The sequence below is a fragment of the Thiopseudomonas denitrificans genome (assembly GCF_002866065.1).
Classification (GTDB): Bacteria; Pseudomonadota; Gammaproteobacteria; order Pseudomonadales; family Pseudomonadaceae; genus Thiopseudomonas; species Thiopseudomonas denitrificans.
In genome coordinates this window covers 347,710-369,501 of sequence record NZ_LNJZ01000005.1, presented here as the reverse complement: position 1 = coordinate 369,501, position 21,792 = coordinate 347,710, and the positions used below count along the sequence as shown (strand labels likewise).

21 protein-coding genes are annotated in these 21,792 nt (G+C 60.5%); 6 read left to right on the top strand and 15 right to left on the bottom strand.

The window, feature by feature from the left end; translation table 11 throughout:
* Nucleotides 1-476 precede the first annotated feature (476 nt).
* On the top strand, nt 477-1,310 hold the full coding sequence (gene yghU, locus AR306_RS05040; protein ID WP_407071178.1) for a glutathione-dependent disulfide-bond oxidoreductase: 834 nt from the start codon (nt 477-479) through the stop codon (nt 1,308-1,310).
* Between the two features lie 119 nt (nt 1,311-1,429).
* Here yghU and lipA read toward each other — a convergent pair whose 3' ends face one another.
* The 15 genes from lipA to rmuC all read right to left on the bottom strand — a co-directional run bounded on the left by lipA (nt 1,430) and on the right by rmuC (nt 15,312).
* Complete coding sequence (gene lipA / locus AR306_RS05035) at nt 1,430-2,410, bottom strand: lipoyl synthase (protein ID WP_101496449.1); 981 nt, start codon at nt 2,408-2,410, stop codon at nt 1,430-1,432.
* Complete coding sequence (lipB, locus tag AR306_RS05030; RefSeq protein WP_101496448.1) at nt 2,376-3,062, bottom strand: lipoyl(octanoyl) transferase LipB; 687 nt, start codon at nt 3,060-3,062, stop codon at nt 2,376-2,378. The genes lipA and lipB overlap by 35 nt, the downstream gene beginning before the upstream one ends.
* A complete protein-coding gene (locus AR306_RS05025; protein ID WP_101496447.1) occupies nt 3,062-3,361 on the bottom strand; it encodes a YbeD family protein in 300 nt (99 codons plus the stop codon). Before AR306_RS05025 ends, lipB begins: the two co-directional genes overlap by 1 nt.
* A 10-nt stretch (nt 3,362-3,371) precedes the next feature.
* Nucleotides 3,372-4,535 carry a D-alanyl-D-alanine carboxypeptidase family protein gene (locus tag AR306_RS05020; RefSeq protein ID WP_101496446.1) on the bottom strand — a complete coding sequence of 388 codons (1,164 nt, stop codon included), beginning with the start codon at nt 4,533-4,535 and terminating at the stop codon, nt 3,372-3,374.
* Nucleotides 4,536-4,586: 51 nt separating this feature from the next.
* A complete protein-coding gene (locus AR306_RS05015) occupies nt 4,587-5,555 on the bottom strand; it encodes a septal ring lytic transglycosylase RlpA family protein (protein ID WP_101496445.1) in 969 nt (322 codons plus the stop codon).
* A complete protein-coding gene (gene mltB / locus AR306_RS05010) occupies nt 5,555-6,556 on the bottom strand; it encodes a lytic murein transglycosylase B (protein WP_101496444.1) in 1,002 nt (333 codons plus the stop codon). Before mltB ends, AR306_RS05015 begins: the two co-directional genes overlap by 1 nt.
* Nucleotides 6,557-6,570: 14 nt before the next feature.
* On the bottom strand, nt 6,571-7,713 hold the full coding sequence (rodA, locus tag AR306_RS05005; RefSeq protein WP_101496443.1) for a rod shape-determining protein RodA: 1,143 nt from the start codon (nt 7,711-7,713) through the stop codon (nt 6,571-6,573).
* Nucleotides 7,710-9,614 (bottom strand): penicillin-binding protein 2, encoded by a 1,905-nt coding sequence (gene mrdA / locus AR306_RS05000; RefSeq protein WP_101496442.1) that lies wholly within the window; start codon nt 9,612-9,614, stop codon nt 7,710-7,712. Before mrdA ends, rodA begins: the two co-directional genes overlap by 4 nt.
* Before the next feature lie 11 nt (nt 9,615-9,625).
* Nucleotides 9,626-10,093 (bottom strand): 23S rRNA (pseudouridine(1915)-N(3))-methyltransferase RlmH, encoded by a 468-nt coding sequence (rlmH, locus tag AR306_RS04995; protein ID WP_101496441.1) that lies wholly within the window; start codon nt 10,091-10,093, stop codon nt 9,626-9,628.
* Nucleotides 10,094-10,444 carry a ribosome silencing factor gene (rsfS, locus tag AR306_RS04990; RefSeq protein ID WP_101496440.1) on the bottom strand — a complete coding sequence of 117 codons (351 nt, stop codon included), beginning with the start codon at nt 10,442-10,444 and terminating at the stop codon, nt 10,094-10,096.
* A gap of 14 nt (nt 10,445-10,458) precedes the next feature.
* Entirely contained in the window at nt 10,459-11,109 is a 651-nt protein-coding gene (gene nadD / locus AR306_RS04985; protein WP_101496439.1) for a nicotinate-nucleotide adenylyltransferase, read from the bottom strand.
* Entirely contained in the window at nt 11,102-12,367 is a 1,266-nt protein-coding gene (locus AR306_RS04980) for a glutamate-5-semialdehyde dehydrogenase (RefSeq protein ID WP_101496438.1), read from the bottom strand. The genes nadD and AR306_RS04980 overlap by 8 nt, the downstream gene beginning before the upstream one ends.
* Before the next feature lie 86 nt (nt 12,368-12,453).
* Nucleotides 12,454-13,209 (bottom strand): TSUP family transporter, encoded by a 756-nt coding sequence (locus tag AR306_RS04975; protein ID WP_206167961.1) that lies wholly within the window; start codon nt 13,207-13,209, stop codon nt 12,454-12,456.
* A 130-nt stretch (nt 13,210-13,339) separates the two neighbouring features.
* Nucleotides 13,340-13,594 carry a DUF2789 domain-containing protein gene (locus tag AR306_RS04970; protein WP_101496437.1) on the bottom strand — a complete coding sequence of 85 codons (255 nt, stop codon included), beginning with the start codon at nt 13,592-13,594 and terminating at the stop codon, nt 13,340-13,342.
* A 179-nt stretch (nt 13,595-13,773) separates the two neighbouring features.
* A complete protein-coding gene (gene rmuC, locus AR306_RS04965) occupies nt 13,774-15,312 on the bottom strand; it encodes a DNA recombination protein RmuC (protein WP_240622480.1) in 1,539 nt (512 codons plus the stop codon).
* A 298-nt stretch (nt 15,313-15,610) separates the two neighbouring features.
* On the opposite strand from rmuC, the gene AR306_RS04960 reads away from it, so the two are divergent.
* From AR306_RS04960 to nhaD, 5 genes are all read left to right on the top strand, one after another.
* On the top strand, nt 15,611-16,633 hold the full coding sequence (locus AR306_RS04960) for an ABC transporter substrate-binding protein (RefSeq protein WP_101496436.1): 1,023 nt from the start codon (nt 15,611-15,613) through the stop codon (nt 16,631-16,633).
* Nucleotides 16,634-17,198: 565 nt separating this feature from the next.
* A complete protein-coding gene (locus AR306_RS04955; protein ID WP_101496435.1) occupies nt 17,199-17,996 on the top strand; it encodes an ABC transporter permease in 798 nt (265 codons plus the stop codon).
* A complete protein-coding gene (locus AR306_RS04950) occupies nt 17,993-18,790 on the top strand; it encodes an ABC transporter ATP-binding protein (protein WP_101496434.1) in 798 nt (265 codons plus the stop codon). Before AR306_RS04955 ends, AR306_RS04950 begins: the two co-directional genes overlap by 4 nt.
* Nucleotides 18,787-20,034 carry an NnrS family protein gene (locus AR306_RS04945; RefSeq protein WP_101496433.1) on the top strand — a complete coding sequence of 416 codons (1,248 nt, stop codon included), beginning with the start codon at nt 18,787-18,789 and terminating at the stop codon, nt 20,032-20,034. Before AR306_RS04950 ends, AR306_RS04945 begins: the two co-directional genes overlap by 4 nt.
* Before the next feature lie 258 nt (nt 20,035-20,292).
* Nucleotides 20,293-21,726: a sodium:proton antiporter NhaD gene (gene nhaD / locus AR306_RS04940; protein WP_101496432.1), complete on the top strand. Its 1,434-nt coding sequence runs from the start codon at nt 20,293-20,295 to the stop codon at nt 21,724-21,726.
* The last annotated feature ends 66 nt before the right edge of the window (nt 21,727-21,792 follow it).

Below are 21,792 nucleotides of genomic sequence, written 5' to 3'. Positions count from 1 at the left end.
GCGGATTACGGCCAGCGGGCCGTACCGTTTACCGCTACTTTACCTATCAGGACATTGGCGGCCATCAGGCAGCTAGTGGCCTGTACGACTAATTTCATTAGTCAATTTCGGCGTCTGAGGCTCCGATGCTGCGTTGCTGTTCCTCGCCATAGCCCCGCTATGACTCGTCACAGCGCCTTGCCTCGAAACCTCAGCCATCCGAACTTGAGTTAACGAACTAGCCGTTCAGGCCACTAGAAGCTGCAGCCAAGGCACTGCCACAAACTCCATGCAATCAGCCGGTTTCGTTTGTGCCATGTCATCACAACAAGCATGGCTGTTAGCATCTTTGCATTATGTCCGGACGGGCGGCTCTGCTAGTCTTGATGCATGCACTGTTGGACAGGCGTGGGGGCACCCGCCTGCGAAATCACTACAAGCAGTAGCGATGGCAACATCTCCGCATCCTGCTTGCCCACTACAAGGAGCACCGAATCATGAACACAGCCTACACCCCGCCCCGGATCTGGCAGCATGAAGAGAAGGACGACAACAAGTATGCCAGCATCAACCGCCCCACGGCCGGTGCGCGTTTTGAACAGGAACTGCCGGTTGGCCAGCACCCGCTGCAGCTGTATTCGCTGGCCACGCCCAACGGCCAGAAAGCGGCCATCATGCTGGAAGAGCTGCTGGAACTGGGCGTTACCGGAGCCGAATATGATGCCTGGCTGATCGATATCGGCAAGGGCGACCAGTTCGGCAGTGACTTTGTCGCCATCAACCCCAACTCGAAGATCCCTGCCCTGCTGGACCGAAGTGTCAACCCGGCGCTGCCGGTGTTCGAGTCCGGCTCGATCCTGCTGTATCTGGCGGAGAAGTTCGGCCATTTCATCCCTGCGGACCATGCCGGACGCACCCGTTGCCTGAACTGGCTGTTCTGGCAGATGGGCGCGGCACCCTATCTGGGTGGCGGCTTTGGTCATTTCTATGTCTATGCCGGCGAAAAATACGAATACGCCATCAACCGCTTCACCATGGAAGCCAAGCGCCAGCTGGACGTGCTGAACCGGCATCTGGCCGACAACCGCTACATGGCCGGCGACGAATACAGCATTGCCGACATGGCAATCTGGCCCTGGTACGGTGGTGTGGCGACCGGTGCGGTGTACGATGCGGCCGAGTTTCTGCAGGCCCACGAATACACCCATGTATTGCGCTGGCAGGAGCAGATCGCCAAACGCCCTGGAGTACAGCGTGGCCGGCTGGTCAACCGTGGCGAAGGCGGACTGCGCGAGCGCCACAGCGCGGCAGATTTTGACGGTTTGGTTTGATCCACCCCGGCAGCCAAGGCCCGGACAAGACGAAGCCCGCAAATTTGCGGGCTTCGTCTTGTGGCACTGATCAAAATCGGGACTCGCAGAGCGCAAGCCCCGCCTATCGGAAAGGCCGGTCAGCCTTCCTGCAGCAGATCTCCGGATTGCTGGTCGGCATGGTACGAGGAGCGTACCAGCGGGCCGGAGGCGACATTCTTGAAGCCCATTTTCATGCCTTCGTCGGCAAACCAGGCAAAGGTGTCCGGGTGTACATAGCGCTGCACCGGCATGTGGTCACGCGAGGGCTGCAGATACTGACCGAGCGTCAGCATGTCGATGTTGTGCTCGCGCATGCGCTGCATGACCTCGATCACTTCCTCGTCGGTCTCGCCCAGCCCCAGCATCAGGCCGGACTTGGTCGGCACATGCGGCACCAGCTGCTTGAAGCGCTCCAGTAAATCCAGCGACCATTCGAAGTCGGAACCGGGTCGCGCCGCACGGTACAGACGGGGCACGGTTTCCAGGTTGTGATTGAACACGTCCGGCGGCGTGGCGGCGGTGATTTCCAGCGCGATATCCATGCGGCCACGGTAGTCGGGCACCAGCGTCTCGATCTGGATTGTCGGTGACAGGGCGCGAATTTCGCGTACGCAATCGGCAAAGTGCTGGGCACCGCCATCACGCAGGTCGTCACGGTCCACCGAGGTGATCACCACATAGCGCAGACGCATGTCGGCAATTGCACGGGCCAGGTTGACCGGCTCGTTGACATCCAGCGGATTCGGGCGGCCATGACCGACGTCGCAGAACGGACAGCGGCGGGTGCAGATGTCGCCCATGATCATGAAGGTTGCCGTACCGCTGGAGAAACACTCGCCCAGGTTCGGGCAGGAAGCTTCCTCGCATACGCTGTGCAACTTGTGCTTGCGCAAGGTTTGCTTGATACCTTCGACTTCCGGAGACACCGGTACCTTGACGCGAATCCAGTCCGGCTTGCGCAGCACTTCATCGGCAGGGATCACCTTGACCGGAATGCGCGCCAGCTTGTCGGCACCACGGAGTTTGACGCCGGTTTCTACAGCACTACGGCGGGTTGCCGCTGCAGGTTGTTCGCTCATGACTGTCTATTTCACCTGTTAAAAATTCATGGGTTGAATGCCCCAGGGCGCCGGCCAGGATAGTGGCCAGCTCGCGTCCCGCCTGTTCAACACTTGTCGCGATACCGGTTTCGTCAGCCAGTTGCGTCATGCGCAGGCCCTGATAGCCGCAGGGATTGATGCGGCGAAACGGCTCAAGATCCATGGCGACATTGAGCGCCAGGCCATGAAAGGAACAGCCGCGACGGATACGCAGGCCAAGCGAGGCAATCTTGGCATCATTCACATAGACGCCCGGTGCGTCGGCTTTGGCACGGGATGTCACATTATAGCCGGCCAGCAGCTGCACCAGGCTGTTTTCAATCAAGCTGACCAGATCCCTCACGCCGACGCCCTGCCGGCGCACGTCGATCAGGATATAGGCAACCAGCTGGCCCGGACCATGGTAGGTGACCTGGCCGCCACGGTCCACCTGCACCACCGGAATATCGCCAGGAAACAGCAGGTGCTCGGCCTTGCCGGCCTGCCCCTGGGTGAAAACCGGCGGGTGCTCCAGCAGCCAGATCTCGTCGGGTGTTTCGGCGTCACGCCGGTCGGTGAAGTCCTGCATGGCATGCCAGGCCGGCTCGTAGTCGACCCGGCCCAGCCAGCGCACCCGCAGCGGATGCTCCATCACAGCACCATGCGGACTTTGCCGGTCTGGCGCAGGGCCTCGTTGAGGCCGCTCAGATGTTCTTCACTGTGTGCCGTGATGCGCACCCGTACCGAGCAGAAGCGGCCGTTGCTGCTCAGCTGCTGGTCGGCGGTGGCCGGGTCGAACTCCGGCGCATGGGCACACACCACATCCAGCACGGTCTGCACATAGTCGTCGCCGTGATCGCCGATGATCTTGACCGGATACTGTTCGCAGGGAAATTCGATTTTGGGCTGCTCTTCTGCCGTCGCGCCCAGGTCGGTGATGTTGACTTGCATGCCGGGTTCCTCAGTTGAACAGGTTGAAGATGAACAGGCGCAGGCTGTCCCAGATACGCTTGAAGATGCCGCCCTGCTCCACGTCATTGAGGGCGACCAGATCAGCACTGTGCAGCAGCTCGCCATCAAGACGGATTTCCACCTTGCCCAGCGGCTGGCCGGCCCGGACCGGAGCGACAAGACGGTCGTTCATGACCGCTTCGGCTGTCATCTTGTCCGCCTTGCCACGCGGCACCACCAGTGACAGGTCGCTGGCCAGGCCGGCATCCACCTGGGCCTGTTTGCCTTTCCAGACCTGTCCGGACGTCAGGGCCACACCCTTCTTGTAAAAGGTGCGGCTTTCAAAGAAACGGAAACCGTAGGTCAGCAATTTCTGCGTCTCGGCAGCGCGGCTGGCTTCATCACGCGCACCAAACACCACCGAAATCAGGCGCATGTTATCGCGTACCGCCGAAGCCACGAGGCAATAGCCGGCTTCTTCGGTATGGCCGGTTTTCAGGCCGTCCACGGTGCTGTCACGCCACAGCAGCAGGTTGCGGTTCTGCTGGCGGATGCCATTCCAGAGAAATTCCTTTTGCGCGTAGATGGCGTAATGCTCGGGATCTTCGTCAATGATGGCGCGGGCCAGCCGGGCCATATCATGGGCCGAGGAATAATGCTCCGGGTCCGGCAGGCCGGTGGCATTGCGAAACGAGCTGTTGTGCAGCTGCAGGCTGCGTGCCTGCTGGTTCATCATGTCGGCGAAGGCTTCTTCGCTGCCGGCGATATATTCGGCCATGGCCACGCTGGCGTCATTGCCGGACTGGATGATGATGCCATGCAGCAGGTCATCGACCGAGACCTGCTTGCCCACCTCGATGAACATGCGCGAACCGCCGGTGCGCCAGGCTTTCTCGCTGACGGTGACCAGATCCTGTTCGCCGATCTGGCCGTTGCGGATTTCCTTGGTGGCGATGTAGGCCGTCATCAGCTTGGTCAGACTGGCCGGGGGCAGCGCTTCGTCGGCATTATGCTCAACCAGAACCTGGCCCGTGGCCGCATCCATCAGTACATAAGACTTGGCCGCCAAGGGCGGCATGGCCGGAATGGCAGCCTGCGCTGCAGCCACCGAGCCGGTAAACACCACGGAAGCGGTAACCAGTGCGACACGTGCCAGTTGTTTCAAATCGATCATTTTTTACACACCACATCCTGAAATTCTTGAAGTTCTTTGTCTGACTGCCAGTCAGTCGATATTGACCAGTGTCGGGCTGCCCAGCCCGGCCAGCTGGACCTGCTGGCGGATGGTGTCAGCCTGTTTTGCATCCGATAGCGGCCCGATACGCACCCGGTGCAGCACCTGCTGGTCACGCACCACCGAACTGACCTTGACCTGCGATGCCGTCACGGCACCGAGCTTGTCACGCAGCAGCTGGGCGGCGTCCGGGTTGGCAAAGGCGCCCACCTGCAAATAGATGCCACGGCTTTCCGCCTGCGGCGTCACGTCCAGCGGCAGCAACGCGCCGGCATGCTGCTGAACTGGTGGCACATAAACCTCGACAGCAGTTTGCCGTACAGGTTCAGGTGCTTTTTGTGCGGTTCCCGTCACCACCGGCGGTTTCTGTCCGCGCTCGGCCCACCACTGCTCCGGGTTGATGCCCTCGACCTTGACCCGGGCCACGCCCTGTTCGGCGTAACCGAGCTTCTTGGCGGCGGCAAACGACAGGTCGATGATGCGGTCGGAGTAGAACGGCCCGCGGTCATTGACGCGCAGGGTGACACTGCGGCCATTGTCCAGATTGGTCACCTTGACGTAGCTGGGCAGCGGCAGGGTCTTGTGCGCGGCGGTCATGCCGTAGAGATCATAGGTTTCGCCGTTGGCGGTATGCAGGCCATGGAACTTGGTGCCATACCAGGATGCCGTACCGCTCTCCCGGTAATTGTGCGCGCTTTGTATCGGATAGTACTTCTTGCCCAGCACCACATAGGGCGAAGCCTTGACCGGCCCGTAATGCGGCATCGGCGTGGCATCCGGAATACCGGATACGTCCTTGTCCCACCAGGGGGCGCCGTCATTCTTCGACTGTTTGTAAGGTGCCGATGGTGCCGGTTTGGTGGCAACGGTCTCACGCTTGGCCGGCTTGCTGCCGCAGCCGTGCAACGCCAGCCCGGCAGCCAGCAACAAGCTGCCGGTCAGCAAACGGATGGAAGTCATTATCGGGTTTCCTTGAATTCACTGGCCAGTGTTTCGGCCAGCTGGGTCACGGCCATGGCATACATTTCGCTACGATTATAGCGGGTTATTGCCTGGAAGTTGGGCAAACCCAGCCAGTATTCAACCCCGGATTCGCCATCGAAGCGAAATGCCGTCACGCGGGTTTTCCCCGCAACCTTCTGCTGTGCCTGCCAGCCCAATGCCTTGAGTTCTTTCATGCTATGCTTCGGGTCCAGCCCGCCGGTCAGCCCCTGTTCGGCCTGTTCATTCTTCAGGGTGGCCGGTACTGCCACTTTCTGCCCCGGCTGCCAGCCGTGCTCGATGAAATAGTTGGCCACGCTGCCAATGGCATCTTCGGCATCGGTCCAGATATTGATACGGCCATCGCCGTTGAAGTCCACGGCATAGGCGCGGAAGCTGCCCGGCATGAACTGCGGCAGGCCCATGGCGCCGGCGTAGGAGCCTTTCAGGCTGGCCGGTTCAAGCTGTTCCTCACGGGTCAGCAGCAGGAACTGCTTGAGCTGGCCACGGAAGAATGGTGCCCGAGGCGGGTAATCGAAGGCCAGTGTGGACAGCGCATCCAGCACGGAGTAACGCCCGGTGTTGCCGCCATAGAAGGTCTCGACACCGATGATGGCAACGATGAACTCGGCCGGCACGCCGTATTCTTTTTCGGCACGTGCCAGGGCCTCTTCATTTTCCGCCCAGAACTGCAAACCCTTGTCGATGCGCTGGCGCGTCAAGAAAATCGGCCGGTATTCCTTCCAGGGCTTGACCCGTTCGGCGGGGCGGGAAATGGCATCAAGAATGCCCTGCTGTTTGTGCGCAAGGGCAAATACCTGTTGCAGACGTTCTTCCGTGAAGCCGAACTCATCGCGCATTTCGGCCATTAGCTCCAGCGCCAGCGGATGCCGCGCATAGTCTGCCGCCTGTGCACCGGCCAGCATGCCGGCCGAAACCAGCACAGCGGCCAGCAGTTTTTTTCCGGTTGTAAAAACCATGGGTCAAAAAGCTCCTAAGTCTGGGCGATCCACTTGCGATGGGTGTGGACAGCCATGAGAATGCCAAAACTGGATAACAGGGTGACAATCGAGGTGCCACCATAGCTGATGAACGGCAAGGGGATGCCAACCACCGGCAACAAGCCGCTGACCATGCCGATATTGACAAATACATAGATGAAAAACGTCAGCGTCAGCGAGCCGGCCAGCAACTTGCCGAATACCGTCTGCGCATGCAGCGTGATGTAGAGTGCGCGAAACACCAGCAACAGATAACCCAGCAGCAGCAGGCAGACGCCGACCAGGCCGAACTCTTCAGCCAGCACGGCGATGATGAAGTCGGTATGGCTTTCCGGCAGAAAGTCCAGATGCGACTGGGTACCGAGCAACCAGCCCTTGCCCAGTACACCACCGGAGCCGATCGCCGCCTTGGACTGGATGATATTCCAGCCGCTGCCCAGCGGGTCACTTTCCGGGTTGAGAAAGGTCAGCACGCGCTGCTTCTGGTACGAGCGCATGAAGAAATTCCACATGACAAAACCGGCCGGCACCACCGCCGCCAGCGCCGCCAGAATCCAGCGCCAGCGCAAGCCACCGAGAAACAGCACAAACAGGCCGGACATCAGCACCAACAGCGCGGTACCCAGGTCCGGCTGGCGGGCAATCAGCAAAAAGGGTACGACAATCAGCACCAGGCTAATGGCGATATGCTTGAAACTGGGCGGCAAATTGTGGCGTGCCACATACCAGGCCAGCGTCAACGGCATGAAAATCTTCATCAGTTCGGCCGGCTGAAAGCGCATCACCCCGGGAATGTTGATCCAGCGGGTAGCACCCATGGCCTTGTGCCCCATGATTTCCACCACCAGCAACAGCCCGACCCCGACCAGGTAGGCCGGTGCCGCCCAGCGGGCCATCAGGCGTGGATCGATCTGGGCTATCACCATCATCGCCAAACAACCGATGCCAAACGAGCTGAGCTGTTTGGTCAGCAGGGCCTCGCTTTTACTGCCGGCCGAATACAGGATGAAGATGCCACCGGCACCCACCAGCAGCAACAACAGCACCAGCCAGCCATCGATATGGATGCGCTGCAAGAAAGGCGTGCGTGCCTGGAACACGTCGCCCTGGCTGAGTGTCCGGTCAAAGCGGCTCATTGTCCTGCCTCCTGCCCGGCCAGCGCCGGCGCATCCGCGTTGGTCTCTGCCTCTTGTGCAGCGTCCGTTTCTTCCGGCAGCAGCCAGGCATCCAGTACCGCCCGGGCCACCGGCGCGGCAACAGACGAGCCGGACTCACCATTTTCCACCATCACGGAAACCGCAATCTCCGGCTTGTCGGCCGGCGCATAGGCAACGAACAGGGCATGGTCACGATGGCGCTCCTGGACCTTGTTGCGGTCGTACCTTTCACCCTGCTTGATCGCCACCACCTGGGCAGTGCCGCTTTTGCCGGCAATCCGGTAGGGTGAGTCCTTGCCGGTAGCGCGCGCGGTACCCCGTTCTCCATGCATCACCGCCTCCATTGCCTGGCGGGCATGCTCCCAGTGCAACGGGTTGGCCAGCTGGATGTCCGGATACGGATCTTCATCCACCACCGGCTCACCACCCACCGTGCGCGCCAGATGGGGCTTTGCCCACTTGCCGCGGGATGCAACCAGCGCGGTGGCCTGCGCCAGCTGCAACGGCGTGCTTTGCATGTAACCCTGGCCAATGCCGAGAATCAGCGTCTCGCCCGGGTACCAGACCTGCCGGTAACGGTCGCGCTTCCACTGGCGCGACGGCATCAGGCCGGCGCTTTCCTCGAACATGTCCAGCGCAACCCGGCGGCCGAAACCGAACAGGGTCATGTATTCGTGCAGCCGGTCGACGCCCAGCTTGTGGGCCAGGTCGTAAAAATAGGTATCGTTGGAACGTGCCACAGCCAGCTCCAGTCCGACCCAGCCGTCGCCGTTACGGTTCCAGTTGCGGTATTTGTGGCTGTTGTTGGGCAGCTGGTAATAGCCGGGGTCATAGACCCGTGTTGCCGGCGTGATCACCCCGGCATCCAGCCCGGCCAGCACCACCATCGGCTTGATGGTGGAACCGGGCGGATAAAGCCCGCGCAACACCCGGTTATACAGCGGCTGGTCGATCGAGTCGCGCAGCTCGGCATAGGCCTTGAAACCGATACCGGTGACAAAGGGGTTGGGGTCGTAGCTGGGCTCGCTGACCATCGCCAGCACCTCGCCGTTGTTGGGGTCCAGCGCGACAATGGCACCACGCCGGCCGGCCAGCGCGTTCTTGGCAGCCTGCTGCAGCTTGATGTCGAGCGACAGATAGATATCCTGCCCGCTTTGCGGCTCGACCCGCTTCAACACCCGCAAAACACGGCCACGGGCATTGGTTTCCACTTCTTCGTAACCGACCTTGCCATGCAGCTGGTCTTCATAGAAGCGCTCGACACCGAGCTTGCCGGTATGGTGGGTACCGCTGTACTGGACAGTATCGAGACGTTTCAGGTCATTTTCATTGATGCGCCCGACATAGCCGACGGTGTGGGCAAACTGCTCGCCAAACGGGTAGTGGCGCACCATTTGCGCCTCCACCTCGACACCCGGCAGGCGGTACTGGTTGACGGCAATACGGGCTATCTGCTCTTCCGTCAGCTCGAACAGCACCGGCACCGGCTCGAAGGGACGACGACCCTGTTCGACCCGCTTGACGAAGGCATCCAGCTCCTGTTCGTCCAGCTCCAGGATATCGATGATGTCGGCCAGCACCTGTTTCCAGCTGCCGGCGCGTTCGCGGGTCAGGGTCAGACTGAAACTCGGCCGGTTGTCGGCCAGCACCACGCCATTGCGGTCATAGATCAGGCCCCGGGTCGGCGGCAGCGACTGCACATGGATGCGATTGTTCTCGGCCAGGGTCGAATGGTGCTCGTACTGCATCACCTGCAGAAAGTACATCCGCGCAATCAGCACTGCAGTCAACAGCAAGACAAAGGCTGCCGTCACCACCAGGCGGCGGCGAATCAGCCGCTGGTCGCGTTGATGGTCTTTGAGGCGGATGGCTGGCGGCATTGGTTCAGTACTTATTTGTGATAGGGATGACCACTGAGAATGGTACAGGCACGGTACAGTTGCTCGCCGACCACGATGCGCACCAGCGGATGCGGCAAGGTCAGCGGCGACAGTGACCACTGCTGCTCGCTGCGCGCCTGCACCTGCGGCGCCAGTCCTTCCGGGCCACCGATCATCAGGTTGACGGTGCGGGCATCCAGTCGCCAGCGATCCAGCTCGGCCGCCAGCTGCTCGGAGCTCCAGGGTTTGCCATTGACCTCAAGCGTGACAATCCGTTCCCCGGGCAGCACTTTGCCCAGCATGGCATCCCCTTCCTGCTGGATCAGGCGCCGCACGTCAGCATTCTTCTTGCGGGTGACCAGCGGAATCTCAACCAGTTCCAGCTGGATCTCTGCCGGCAGCCGCTTGACGTACTCGCGCCAGCCTTCCTCTACCCAGCCCGGCATTTTGCTGCCCACGGCAATCAGGCGGATGCGCACTCAGATCGCATCCTGGCCACGGTTCTGCTCGGCTCCCTGCCACAGGCGCTCCAGGTCATAGAAGCTGCGGGTCTCTTCCTGCATGACATGCACCACCACCTCGTCCAGGTCAATCAGCGCCCACTCGCCGACGCTCAGGCCTTCATTGCCCAGCGGCTGGATACCGTTTTCCTTGGCTTTTTCAATAACCGCCTGTGCCAGCGCCTTGACGTGACGTCCGGACGTACCACTGGCAATCACCATGTAGTCAGTAATGCTGGTTTTGTCGCGGACATCAATCTGAACGATGTCTTTGGCCTTGCCTTCTTCCAGCTCGGCAATCAGGGTTGTCACCAGTTGTTCGATTTGCATAAAACTCACTTGATTCAAATGGAATGAATGGCCCCGTACAGGCCATGCTGCTGAATGTAATCCCGGACCGCATCCGGTACCAGAAAACGTATGTTGCGTTGCTCCGCCAGGGCACCGCGAATGGCTGTGGCCGAAACCGGCAGCGGCGGCTGCTCAAGCAGCGCAATCTGCCCGCCCGGCCCCTGCAGCCCGGAGTGGTGCGCCACCTGCCGCTGCTGCAACAGCTGTTGCAATGCATCCGGCAAGGCAGCCGGCATGTCGGGGCGCTGCAATACCAGCAGGTGGCAATGCAGCAGGACTTCCTGCCAGCGGTGCCAGCCCGGCAACCCGGCAAAGGCATCCTGCCCCAGAATGAAATACAGTTGCGCCTGTGACGGCAATTCCTCGCGTAGCGACACCAGAGTGTCAATGCTCCACGAAGGCCCTTCCCGCCTCAACTCACGATCATCCACGCTCAGGCCGGCAACGCCTTCGACGGCCAGCCGGACCATGTCCAGCCGCTGCTGCGCACCCACCATGGGCGTGGCACGGTGCGGCGGTACCGCACCCGGAATCAGGCGGACCTCATCCAGTTCACAGTCTTCCAGCACCTCGATGGCGCTGCGCAAATGACCTATGTGTACCGGATCGAAGGTTCCTCCCAGAATGCCGATTTTTTTAGCCACGAATGTGTCCGTCGCCAAACACCACGTATTTTTCACTGGTCAGGCCGAGCAGGCCGACAGGGCCCCGGGCGTGCAGCTTGTCGGTGGAAATGCCGATTTCTGCACCCAGGCCGTATTCGAAACCGTCGGCAAAACGGGTCGAGGCGTTGACCATCACCGAGCTGGAGTCCACTTCGGTGAGGAAGCGCCGTGCCGTGGTGAAGTTTTCGGTGATGATGCTGTCGGTATGCTGCGAGCCGTGGCGGTTGATATGGGCAATCGCCTCGTCAACCGAGTCCAGAATGCGGATCGCCAGCACCGGCGCATTGTATTCTTCGTCCCAGTCCTGCTCGGTGGCGGCAACCATGTCGCCGGCAAACAGTTCCAGGCAGCGCGGACAACCACGCAGTTCGACACCCTTGTCCTGCAGTACTTTCACCAGCGGGCGCAGCACGCTCTCAACCTGGGAGTTATGCACCAGCAGGGTTTCCATGGCGTTACAGGGCGCATAACGCTGGGTCTTGGCGTTGTCGGCAACACGAATGGCTTTTTCAGCATCGGCGTCCACGTCCACATAGACGTGGCAAACACCGTCCAGATGCTTGATCACCGGCACCTTGGCCTCACGCGAGATACGTTCGATCAGGCCCTTGCCGCCGCGCGGCACAATAACGTCCACGTACTCGGGCATGGTGATCAGCGCACCCACGGCGGCACGGTCGGTGGTTTCCACCACCTGCACGGCACTGGCCGGCAGGCCGGCAGTTTCCAGACCCCGGTCCAGGCATTCGGCAATGGCACGGTTGGAGTGGATGGCCTCGGAGCCGCCACGCAGAATGGTCGCGTTACCGGACTTCAGGCACAGGCTGGCCGCTTCGATGGTCACGTTCGGACGGGATTCGTAGATGATGCCGATCACGCCCAGCGGCACGCGCATCTTGCCCAGCTGGATGCCGGACGGCACATAACGCATGTCCTGGATCTCGCCGATCGGGTCCGGCAGGGTGGCGACCTGGCGCAGGCCCTCGATCATCTCGTCGATGCGCGCCGGGGTCAGTTCCAGGCGGTCAAGCATGGCATCATCCAGGCCATTGGCACGGCCGGCGTCCATGTCCTTGCCATTGGCCTCCAGCAGGCTGGCACGGGCGGCGTCCAGTTCATCGGCGGCAGCCAGCAGGGCCCGATTCTTCTGTGCGGTCGGCGCACTGGCCAGCACACGGGAAGCTTCACGGGCAGCCTGTCCCAGGCGCTGCATGTAGGCTAAAACGTCATCAGTCATGGAAATCCTCACCCTGCACATGAACAAATGCGGGATTATACCGTTGTGCGGCGCTAAACGCACCGCCGATGTCGCGCCCTGTCCGGCTACAGCAGGTCATACAGGTTTTTCAGGATCAGCACCGAAGTCACGGCAATGAACAGCATCCGCACAAAAGCCGTGCCCCGGCTCAGCGCCATGCGTGAACCGGCATAGGCTCCCGCCATCATGGCGGCAGCCATGATCAGCCCATAGACATAGTGGACACTGCCCAGCCACATGAAGGTCAGCATGGCGGCGGTGTTGCTGGTCAGGTTGAGCAGCTTCGAACTGCCGGCGGCGCGGACAAAGTCCATGCCCATGAACAACAGCGCCATGATCATGAACGAGCCGGTACCCGGGCCGAAAAAACCGTCATAGAAACCGAGCCCGACCACCAGCCCGCAGGCCAGCAGCTTGCGCCTGGGCGTCATCGCAACGGTTGACTGCAAACGCCCCAGGTCTTTCTTCCACAGACTGTACAACAGCACCACCACCAGCAGCACAATCACCAGCGGCTGCAGGATTTGCGGTGAAATCTGGTGTACCGCCACTGCACCACACATCGACGCCACGAATACCCAGGGCAGCACCGGCCACAGCAGGCGCCAGTCCACCTTGCCGGCACGCATGAAGGTCAGCATGCTGGTCAGGTTGCCGGTGGCCGCCGCCAGCTTGTTGGTACCGATGGCCACAGCCGGGGGCAGGCCAACCGCCAGCAGGGCCGGCACGGTAATCAGCCCGCCACCGCCGACAATGGCATTGATGAACGCGCCGAGAAAGCCGAATCCGACCAGCATCAGCACGGTATAAAAATCAGGCACCCGATCCTCTTCCTGCCGGCCAGCCGGCGATGATCCGCACAAACAAAACGGCCCCGCACACAGCAGGGCCGGAACAGCTCAATGGCAACGGACGAACGGCAAGGAACCGGCCTTGCTCCGCCCGTGCAGGTTACTTTTTACCTTCCTGGCACACGCAAGCACGCAGCGCTTCGCTGAGCTGGTCAACCACCAGCGACCAGTTGGCATCAGCACACAGCAGTTCACGCAGCAGTTCAACCTGGGACTCGCTCCAGAACGGAGCCTCCAGAATATGCACGTCCTCAGGCAGTTCATTTTCCAGCAAGAAGCGCTCGATTCCTTCCTGGCTCGAATCAAGACCCAGCTGCAAAAACAGGTTGGTCATGCGGGGAGTTGCGGTAATCATGGCGTCACCCTCTTTCTAGCAGGCTACTCTGATTGCAAACGCCCGACTGCAGGCGCTCGCTCCTGTCAAACCTCGGCCCCATGATACGCCAGCAGGCCCGACCAGCGTCAACCGATAAAATCCGTCCGTGTTTTCACGGGACAGCTGCAGCGCTGCCATGACATCCGGCAGCGGACTGCTCAGGACTCATCCAGCTGCAGACGGCCGGTTTCAAAATCCAGGTGACGCGGCTCCAGCCCGGGCATGTTCTTGTTGACCCGTGCCGACAGCTGCGCAAAACGCTCAACCTTGCCGTGCAGCCCCTGCTGCCCGGACAGTGAAGTCACCACGCTGTTGTAGTGATTGCTGACCGTACCCAGTGTATTGCCCAGCCGCATCAGCCGCTCGGCGACCAGACACACCTGATTGTAGATATCGCCGGCGCGGTCACTGATCTCCCGTGCCTCCTGCTGGCTGCGTTCCAGCATCCACAGGCTGGACACCGTGCGCAATACCGGAATCAGCGTGGTATGGGAAACCAGCACGACATTCTTGCGCACCCCGTACTCGAACAGCGTCCTGTCATGGCGCAGAGCCTCGATAAACGCCGGCTCGACCGGCATGAACATCAGGACAAATCCCGGGCTGTGTACACCAGGCAAGTTGCTATAGTCCTTGCCGGCCAAATCATCAATGTGGCGGCGCACGGCCTGCAAATGCGCCGACAGCGCCTGTTGCCCCTGCTCGGCATCCTGTGCCGCAACCAGTTGCTGGTACGCATTCAGCGTCACCTTGCTGTCAATGACCAGATGCTTGCCGTCCGGCAAGCGGATGAGAAAGTCCGTCTGTTTCAGACGCCCTTCAGCATCACGAAAACTGCGCTGCACTTCATAATGATCACCCGCGATCAGCCCGCCCAGCTCCAGGGTGCGCTGCAGCTGAGCCTCGCCCCAGGCACCGCGCTGCTGCGAATCCCCTTTCAGGGCAGACACCAGATTGTTGGCATCGGTGCTCATCTGCAGTCCGGCTTCCAGCACCTTGCGGATTTCCGTGCTCAGACTGGCGTTGCCCTGCAGCGCGGCATCATGCACTTCGTTGACCCGCCTCTGGAAACCGTCGATCTGTTCACGAAAGGGCTTGAGCAGGCTGTCGATACCGGCCTGGCTGGTTTGCGTAAACGCCTTGCCCTTTTCCTCGAAGATGCGGTTGGCCAGGTTTTCAAACTCCTTTGCCAGCAACTGGCGGCTGTCATCCAGCTGCTGCAGCTGTTGCTGGAAATGCTCTTCCCGCGCCTGCAGGCTGGTTTTCAGCTCGGCATGCTCGGTGGCCATCTGCTGCTGCCTGTCCTGCATGGCCTGACAGGCCTGCTGTTCCTGCTGCAGCTGTGAGCGTGTCTGTTCCAACTGGCCATATACTGCCCGATAGCGCTCGCGCAGCGCTTCCAGCTGTTTTTCGCTTGCGTGGTGCTGCTGCAGGTATTGCTGGCCCTGGCGCTGCTGGTGCTGCACCTGTTCGCGGGCTTCATCCAGCTCCCACTCCAGCCGCTCGACCTCGGCCGAGGCCCGGGCCAGCTGATGTTCGTGGCTGTTTGCCTGCAGGCGGCTGTCCTGCAGTTGCAGCAATAGCTGGCGCATGCGCCCACCCTGCAGCACCGCGCTTAGCAGCCCTGCCAGTACCGCAATACCGAGCCCGCCCGCCAGCAACATCCAGGCTTGCAGGGTCCATGATGTAGTGAGCAAAATCGTTTCCCGTGTGGATTTTCCAGGCCGTGCCTGCCAGTTGATCGAATGACGCCAGTTTACCAGCAGCCGGGGCTTTTGTTTGGTCTCTGCCGCACGGTTCATACAAACAGCTGGCTGCAGACACTTGCAGCCCGGCAGATGACCACCAGGGTGCTGCGTAAATGTAAAAGCCGGAACACCACACAAACAATAATCAATATCACTTGCAAAAAGTTGATCGGTATCATGCTATCCGCTTGCTAATTGTTTACCTGCCCATATACTGATGCAAACCGTTCTCAACAAGGAAGCAGCCATGGCTTTTTGGGCCCGTATCCATGTCATCCTTTGCGCCTGCCTGCTGTCTTCTTTTGCGTGGGCCCAGAGCGGGCTGCCGGTCAAGAAACTGACACTGGCCGGGCCGGCGGCCGGCGTTTCCAATGCACTGATCCACCTGGTTGCCAGCAACGGGCTGGCCGATATCGCCGAAGAGACCGAGTTTGTCCTGTGGAGCAACCCCGACCAGCTGCGCGCCCTGACCCTGTCCGGCAAGGCCGACTTTCTGGCCGCACCCACCAACGTGGCGGCCAACCTGTATAACCGTGGCGTCCCCCTGAAGCTGATCAACGTGTCGCAGTGGGGCGTGCTGTGGATGATCTCGCGTGATGCCGACAAGAAAACCCTGGCCGACTTCAAGGGCGAGGAAATCGCCATTCCGTTTCGCGCCGACATGCCGGACATCGTCTTCACCCATCTGGCAGAAAAACAGGGCATTGACCCCAGGCGGGACTTCAAGCTGAACTACAGCGCCACGCCGATGGATGCCATGCAGCTGCTGATCACCCGTCGCGTCAACCATGCCCTGCTGGCCGAGCCGGCGGTATCCATGGCGCTGCGCAAGACCAAATCTTTCCCGGTTTCCATCATCGCGCCCGAACTGCACCGCAGCGTCGACCTGCAACAGGAATGGGGCCGCCTGATGAGCACCGAAGCACGCATTCCCCAGGCCGGCATCACCGTGCTGGGCGAGACGGCCAACAATGCGCAACTGGTCAGCGCCTTCGAAGCGGCCTATGCCCGTGCCAACCAGTGGTGCATCGACAACGCCGAAGCCTGCGGCAAGGAAGTGGCAGCCCAGATCAAACTGCTGATGCCCGAAGCCGTGGCCGATGCCCTGCAGCACCAAAACAACCATTACGCCACCGCCTCTGCAGCCCGTAGCGAGCTGGAGGCTTTTTATCAGGTATTGCTGAAACGCCAGCCGGCATCGGTGGGTGGCAAACTGCCGGATGAGGGGTTTTATTTTTCAGCCAGCAAAACGCAACAGGTAACTGAATAATGTGCTGGTGTTGTCAGGCCGGGTTACGCAAAGTCGCTGCAAGTACATCCATGTAAGCTCCATGGCGGCATCCCTGCCGCCAAGGCTTTGCTCCACCCGGCCTGACAACACCCCAAACTCCGTGCCCGCCGCGTTTTGCTGGCTGGTGCGAAGGGGAAGAAAAGCATGGCCCGGCTTTGCCGGGCTTTGTCCGGATAAATCCGGACCTACAATTAACGGGAGTGTTGGCTGAAATGCACAAAACTGCCGCAAACACATGTAGGTGCGAATTTATTCGCACAAGGGACACTCAATGGCCCGAGCCTACCGGACGGTGCAGGCGCAGCCTGCGCCACTTCCTCCTCCAACCTTTTGGGGCGTAATATCACCACCGTAAAACCGGCAAGCAACACAAATGTATACAAAGCGGTTCGGGTTACAGTGGAGCAAAGCGTGGGCGACATGGATGTCGCCCTCGAGCCTACATGGATGTACTCGCGGCGTCTTTGCGCAACTGTAACCCGATCCGCCAAACACAAATCCAGCAGCCAACACGATTCAAGCCCCAAAAAAAGAAAACCCCTCCATGTTTAATTACTTTCTCCGCTCCCTCTCTGCCACGCTCTCTTATCTCTGGAGCGGCTGGGGCGCCATTGCCAGTTTGCTGCTATTCTGCGCCGCCTGGGAGCTTGCCGGGCTCTACTACGGCAGCCTGATCCTGCCCGGTCCGGTCGAGACACTGAAACAACTGGGCACATTGTTTGACCAGGGCGAGCTGCTGCCCGAGCTGCTCATTTCAGCCCGCCGGGCCCTGTACGGCCTGCTGCTGGCACTGGCCGCCGGTACTTTTCTCGGCATGCTGGCCGGGTTTTCCGTTACCGCCTCAATCCTGTCCCGTCCGCTGGTCACCCTGTTTCTCGGCATGCCGCCGATTGCCTGGCTGGTGTTGGCCATGCTCTGGTTCGGCCTGGGCGATGCCACACCTGTCTTTACCGTATTCATCGCCTGTCTGCCGATCGTGTTTGCCGGTGCCATGCAGGGCACCCGCACGCTGGACAACCAGCTCAAGGCGGTCGCCGATGTCTACGGCCTGCCACCATTGATGCGCCTTACCGATGTCTACCTCCCACACCTTGCGTCCTATGTGTTTCCTGCCTGGATCACCGCACTGGGCACCTCCTGGAAGGTGGTGGTGATGGCCGAACTGCTGAGCAGCTCCGACGGGGTCGGTGCGGCACTGGCGGTAACCCGCGCCCAGCTGGATACCTCTGGCACCCTGGCCTGGGTGGTGGCCGTGCTGGCTGCGCTGCTGGCTACCGAGTATCTACTGCTGGAGCCGATCAAGCGGCATGTCGAACGCTGGCGACAGGAGGAAAATGCATGAGCATGAAGCAGCTGAAAGTCGACAACCTGTTCCACAAATACGGCATCGTCGAAGTCCTCAACAACATCAGCCTGAGCGTCAGCAGCGGCCAGACCCTGGCGCTGGTCGGGCCGTCCGGCTGCGGCAAAAGCACATTGCTGCACATCATTGCCGGACTGCTGACCCACAGCGAAGGCCATCTTGAACAGCCCTTCGAACAACTGGCCTGCATGTTCCAGTCGCCGCGCCTGCTGCCCTGGAAAACCGCACTGGACAACATCGCCCTGGGCCTGAAAGCACGAAAAATCAGCCGCCTGGAGCGCCAGCAACGCGCCATTGAGCTGGCCGGCCAGCTCGGGCTGACCCGTGATGATCTGGACAAATACCCCCACGAGCTGTCCGGCGGCATGCAAAGCCGGGTTGCACTGGCCCGCGCCCTGCTGGTCAGCCCCGAGCTGCTGTTGCTGGACGAGCCTTTTTCCGCGCTGGACATCGGCCTCAAGCTTGAGCTGTATCAGCTTCTGCGCCGCCATGTCGAAGAGCATGGCACCACCGTCATCATGATCACCCACGATCTGATGGAGGCCGTACGGCTGGCAGACAGCATCCTGATGATGGCTCCCGAGCCGGGCCGTATTCTGGCGGAATTCCCCATGGCACAACCCCATGCTCTGCGTGACGACAACTGGATCTACCGCACCAGTGTCGAGCTGATGCAGCAACCGCTGGTACGGCTCGGTTTTCAACTGGACGGTGTCGGCATCAATCACGAAGACATGCCGCAACCTGTTGCCCACGGAGGCTGCGCACCATGAGTCTGCATCAGCGTTGTCTGCATTCCCCGGTGCTGCTGTGCAGTTTCCGGCCATTTTTCATCTTTACCGCCGCCAGTGCGGTGCTGTTCATGGGCCTCTGGTTACTCGCCCTGCAAGGCTGGTTGCCGGCACTGGACATTGCCGGCGGCTGGACCCTGTGGCACGCTCACGAGCTGTTGTTCGGCTTTGCCGCTGCCGCCACCGCAGGCTTCGCCCTGACCGCCATTCCCGAGTTCACCCGTACCGGCTTCATGGCTGCACGCCCCCTGCTGCACATGAGCCTGCTGTGGCTGGCCGCACGGCTGGCCTATCTGCTGGCCGGCTGGCTGACGCCCTGGCCGGCCCTGTTGCTCAACCTTGCGTTCTGGGCATTTCTGCTCTGGCGTATCGTCCCGCCGACCTGGCAAGACCCTGACCGCAGGCATATCAGTTTTCCGCTGGCCGTCCTGATGCTGGCCGGCATCCAGACCGGTTTTTTCATCAGCCTGGCCCATGGCGGACAGGCAATGGCCTGGCTGTATGCCGCTGCCCACCTGTTCATGGTGCTGATCATCCTCGCGGCCAGCCGGGTCTCGATGAGCGTGGTCAACAACCTGGTCGAATCCGACACCAGCATCAGCGATCCGGATGCAGCGGTGTATCTGGCCCGCCCGCCCCGGCGTAACCTGGCCATTGCCAGCATCCTGCTGTGCGCCGTCACCGAGTTGCTGCTGGGCAACAGCCCGGTTACCGGCTGGACCGCGTTGGCAGCCATGGCAGCCATCCTGCACCTGCTCAATGACTGGCATATCGGCAAGCCCCTGTTCAGCCGTCTGGCCCTGATGCTGTATGGCAGCTACTGGCTGATGGCACTGGGTTATGGCGCGCTGGGCGCAGCCTGGATGGGTGCGCCCATCCTGCCATCGGCAGCGCGCCACCTGTTGCTGGCCGGCAGCATGGGGCTGGTGATCTTTACCATCATGTGCATCGTTTCGCGCATCCACTCCGGGCTCTGGCTCGACCGCCGCCGCTGGCTGCCACTGGCGGCCCTGCTGCTGGCTGCTGCCGGAGTGGTACGGACACTGGCCGGTGTATACAGCCTGCTACCCCTTTACAGCACCCTGCTGATCGTCGCGGGCCTGCTGTGGATAGCGGCTTTTGCCCTGTTTGCCCTGCATTTCTTCGGCATTTTGTGCAGCCCGCGCAGCGATGGCCAGGCCGGTTGCGCCGAGCCCCTGCCCGACTTGCCAAAAAACCCTGCCTGAACAACAGTCAAAATTGTCCAGAATGAAGTTTTGTTGAAATGATTACCGGGCACTTCTGCGCCCCCACAACTCGACACAACCACAACCCATTGTTATTCATGAGAATAATTTTCAACAAAAAAGAAAAGTGTAACCTGTGGTAACCCCCGCACCGGGGGCACCCCATGCATTGCTCTGCACATCCTGATACAATTTGTCGCCGTCCGCAGTACCTGTCCTGGCTCTGCACTCCCTTTGGTCAACCTGAAGAAGAATCCCATGCTACGTAAACTATCCATGTTGCTTGCTACCGGGTTGTTCGCAACTCCTGTGTTTGCTAACGAAGTACAAAACCTCGATGCCACCAACACCCTGTGGGGCTATCTGGCGGTCTTTGTTTTCGTCATCGCTTACCTGGTGGTAGTCGGTGAGGAAAAACTGCAGCTGCGCAAATCCAAGCCCATGCTGATCGGCGCCGGCCTGATCTGGCTGCTGGTCGGAATCGTAAGCACAGATGCTGTCGCAACCAAAGAGGCGTTCAGCGTCAACTTCCTCGATTTTACCGAGTTGATGCTATTCCTGCTGGTGGCGATGACCTACATCAACGCCATGGAAGAGCGCCGCACCTTTGATGCACTGCGTGCCTGGATGGTAAAAAAGGGTTTCAGCTACCGTACACTGTTCTGGCTGACAGGTGTCATGTCCTTCTTCATTTCTCCAGTAGCCGACAACCTGACCACCGCCCTGCTGATGTGTGCAGTGGTACTCAAGGTAGCCGAAGGCCAGGGCAAGTTCATTGCCATTGCCTGTATTAACATCGTAGTAGCATCCAACGCTGGTGGCGCATTCAGTCCTTTTGGCGACATCACCACACTGATGGTATGGCAAGCTGGTCGCGTCGAGTTCCTCGAATTCTTCGACCTGTTCCTGCCTTCAGTGCTGAACTTCGGTGTTCCCGCGCTGATCATGAACTTCTTCATTCCTGCCGGCAAGCCTGCTGCCGTCACCGAAACAGTGGTCCTCAAGCGTGGTGCCCGCCGCATCATCGCCCTGTTCCTGCTCACCATCGTTACTGCGGTTCTGGGCCACCAGTTCCTGGGTCTGCCACCGGTATTCGGCATGATGGTCGGTCTGGGCTACCTGCAGTTCTTCGGTTACTTCCTGCGCATGACCCTGCCCAAGTCCCTGGACAAGAAGCGCAAGCGTGCCGAAGCCAAGCACGACGAGGAAGCCCTCAAGTATCTGGGTGGCGTGGTTCCGTTTGACGTGTTCAGCCCTGTTGCCAAGGCCGAGTGGGACACCTTGCTGTTCTTCTACGGCGTGGTCATGTGTGTAGGCGGTCTGGGCTACCTGGGCTACCTGCAACTGGTATCCGTTGTACTGTTTGAAGATCTGGGTGCCACCTGGGCTGCCGTCGGCATCGGTATCATCTCTGCCGTGGTGGACAACATCCCCGTAATGTTCGCCGTACTGGAAATGAACCCTGCGATCAGCCACGGCCACTGGCTGCTGGTGACCCTGACCGCCGGTGTCGGTGGCAGCCTGCTGTCAGTCGGTTCCGCTGCCGGTGTTGCCCTGATGGGTGCCGCCCGCGGCCACTACACCTTCATGAGTCACCTGCGCTGGCTGCCCGCCATTGCACTGGGCTATGTCGCCAGTATCCTGTGTCACCTGTGGCTGGGTACGCTGTTGGGTGTGTTTGAACGCTTCTAAGAAAACACAAAGAGCTGCAAACAAAGAAGGGTGCCAATTGGCTCCCTTCTTTATTTCTGCGCAAAA

Coding starts and splice junctions, on each gene's coding strand:
- lipB (WP_101496448.1), bottom strand. CDS start 3,062: ATGGAGCATCCGCTGCGGGTGCGCTGGCTGGGCCGGGTCGACTACGAG.
- AR306_RS04970 (WP_101496437.1), bottom strand. CDS start 13,594: ATGATTACCGCAACTCCCCGCATGACCAACCTGTTTTTGCAGCTGGGT.
- rsfS (WP_101496440.1), bottom strand. CDS start 10,444: ATGCAAATCGAACAACTGGTGACAACCCTGATTGCCGAGCTGGAAGAA.
- AR306_RS05015 (WP_101496445.1), bottom strand. CDS start 5,555: ATGACTTCCATCCGTTTGCTGACCGGCAGCTTGTTGCTGGCTGCCGGG.
- AR306_RS05020 (WP_101496446.1), bottom strand. CDS start 4,535: ATGATCGATTTGAAACAACTGGCACGTGTCGCACTGGTTACCGCTTCC.
- nhaD (WP_101496432.1), top strand. CDS start 20,293: ATGCTACGTAAACTATCCATGTTGCTTGCTACCGGGTTGTTCGCAACT.
- AR306_RS04950 (WP_101496434.1), top strand. CDS start 17,993: ATGAGCATGAAGCAGCTGAAAGTCGACAACCTGTTCCACAAATACGGC.
- AR306_RS04960 (WP_101496436.1), top strand. CDS start 15,611: ATGGCTTTTTGGGCCCGTATCCATGTCATCCTTTGCGCCTGCCTGCTG.
- AR306_RS05025 (WP_101496447.1), bottom strand. CDS start 3,361: ATGCAAGTCAACATCACCGACCTGGGCGCGACGGCAGAAGAGCAGCCC.
- lipA (WP_101496449.1), bottom strand. CDS start 2,410: ATGAGCGAACAACCTGCAGCGGCAACCCGCCGTAGTGCTGTAGAAACC.
- AR306_RS04945 (WP_101496433.1), top strand. CDS start 18,787: ATGAGTCTGCATCAGCGTTGTCTGCATTCCCCGGTGCTGCTGTGCAGT.
- mrdA (WP_101496442.1), bottom strand. CDS start 9,614: ATGCCGCCAGCCATCCGCCTCAAAGACCATCAACGCGACCAGCGGCTG.
- yghU (WP_407071178.1), top strand. CDS start 477: ATGAACACAGCCTACACCCCGCCCCGGATCTGGCAGCATGAAGAGAAG.
- AR306_RS04980 (WP_101496438.1), bottom strand. CDS start 12,367: ATGACTGATGACGTTTTAGCCTACATGCAGCGCCTGGGACAGGCTGCC.
- AR306_RS04955 (WP_101496435.1), top strand. CDS start 17,199: ATGTTTAATTACTTTCTCCGCTCCCTCTCTGCCACGCTCTCTTATCTC.
- mltB (WP_101496444.1), bottom strand. CDS start 6,556: ATGGTTTTTACAACCGGAAAAAAACTGCTGGCCGCTGTGCTGGTTTCG.
- rodA (WP_101496443.1), bottom strand. CDS start 7,713: ATGAGCCGCTTTGACCGGACACTCAGCCAGGGCGACGTGTTCCAGGCA.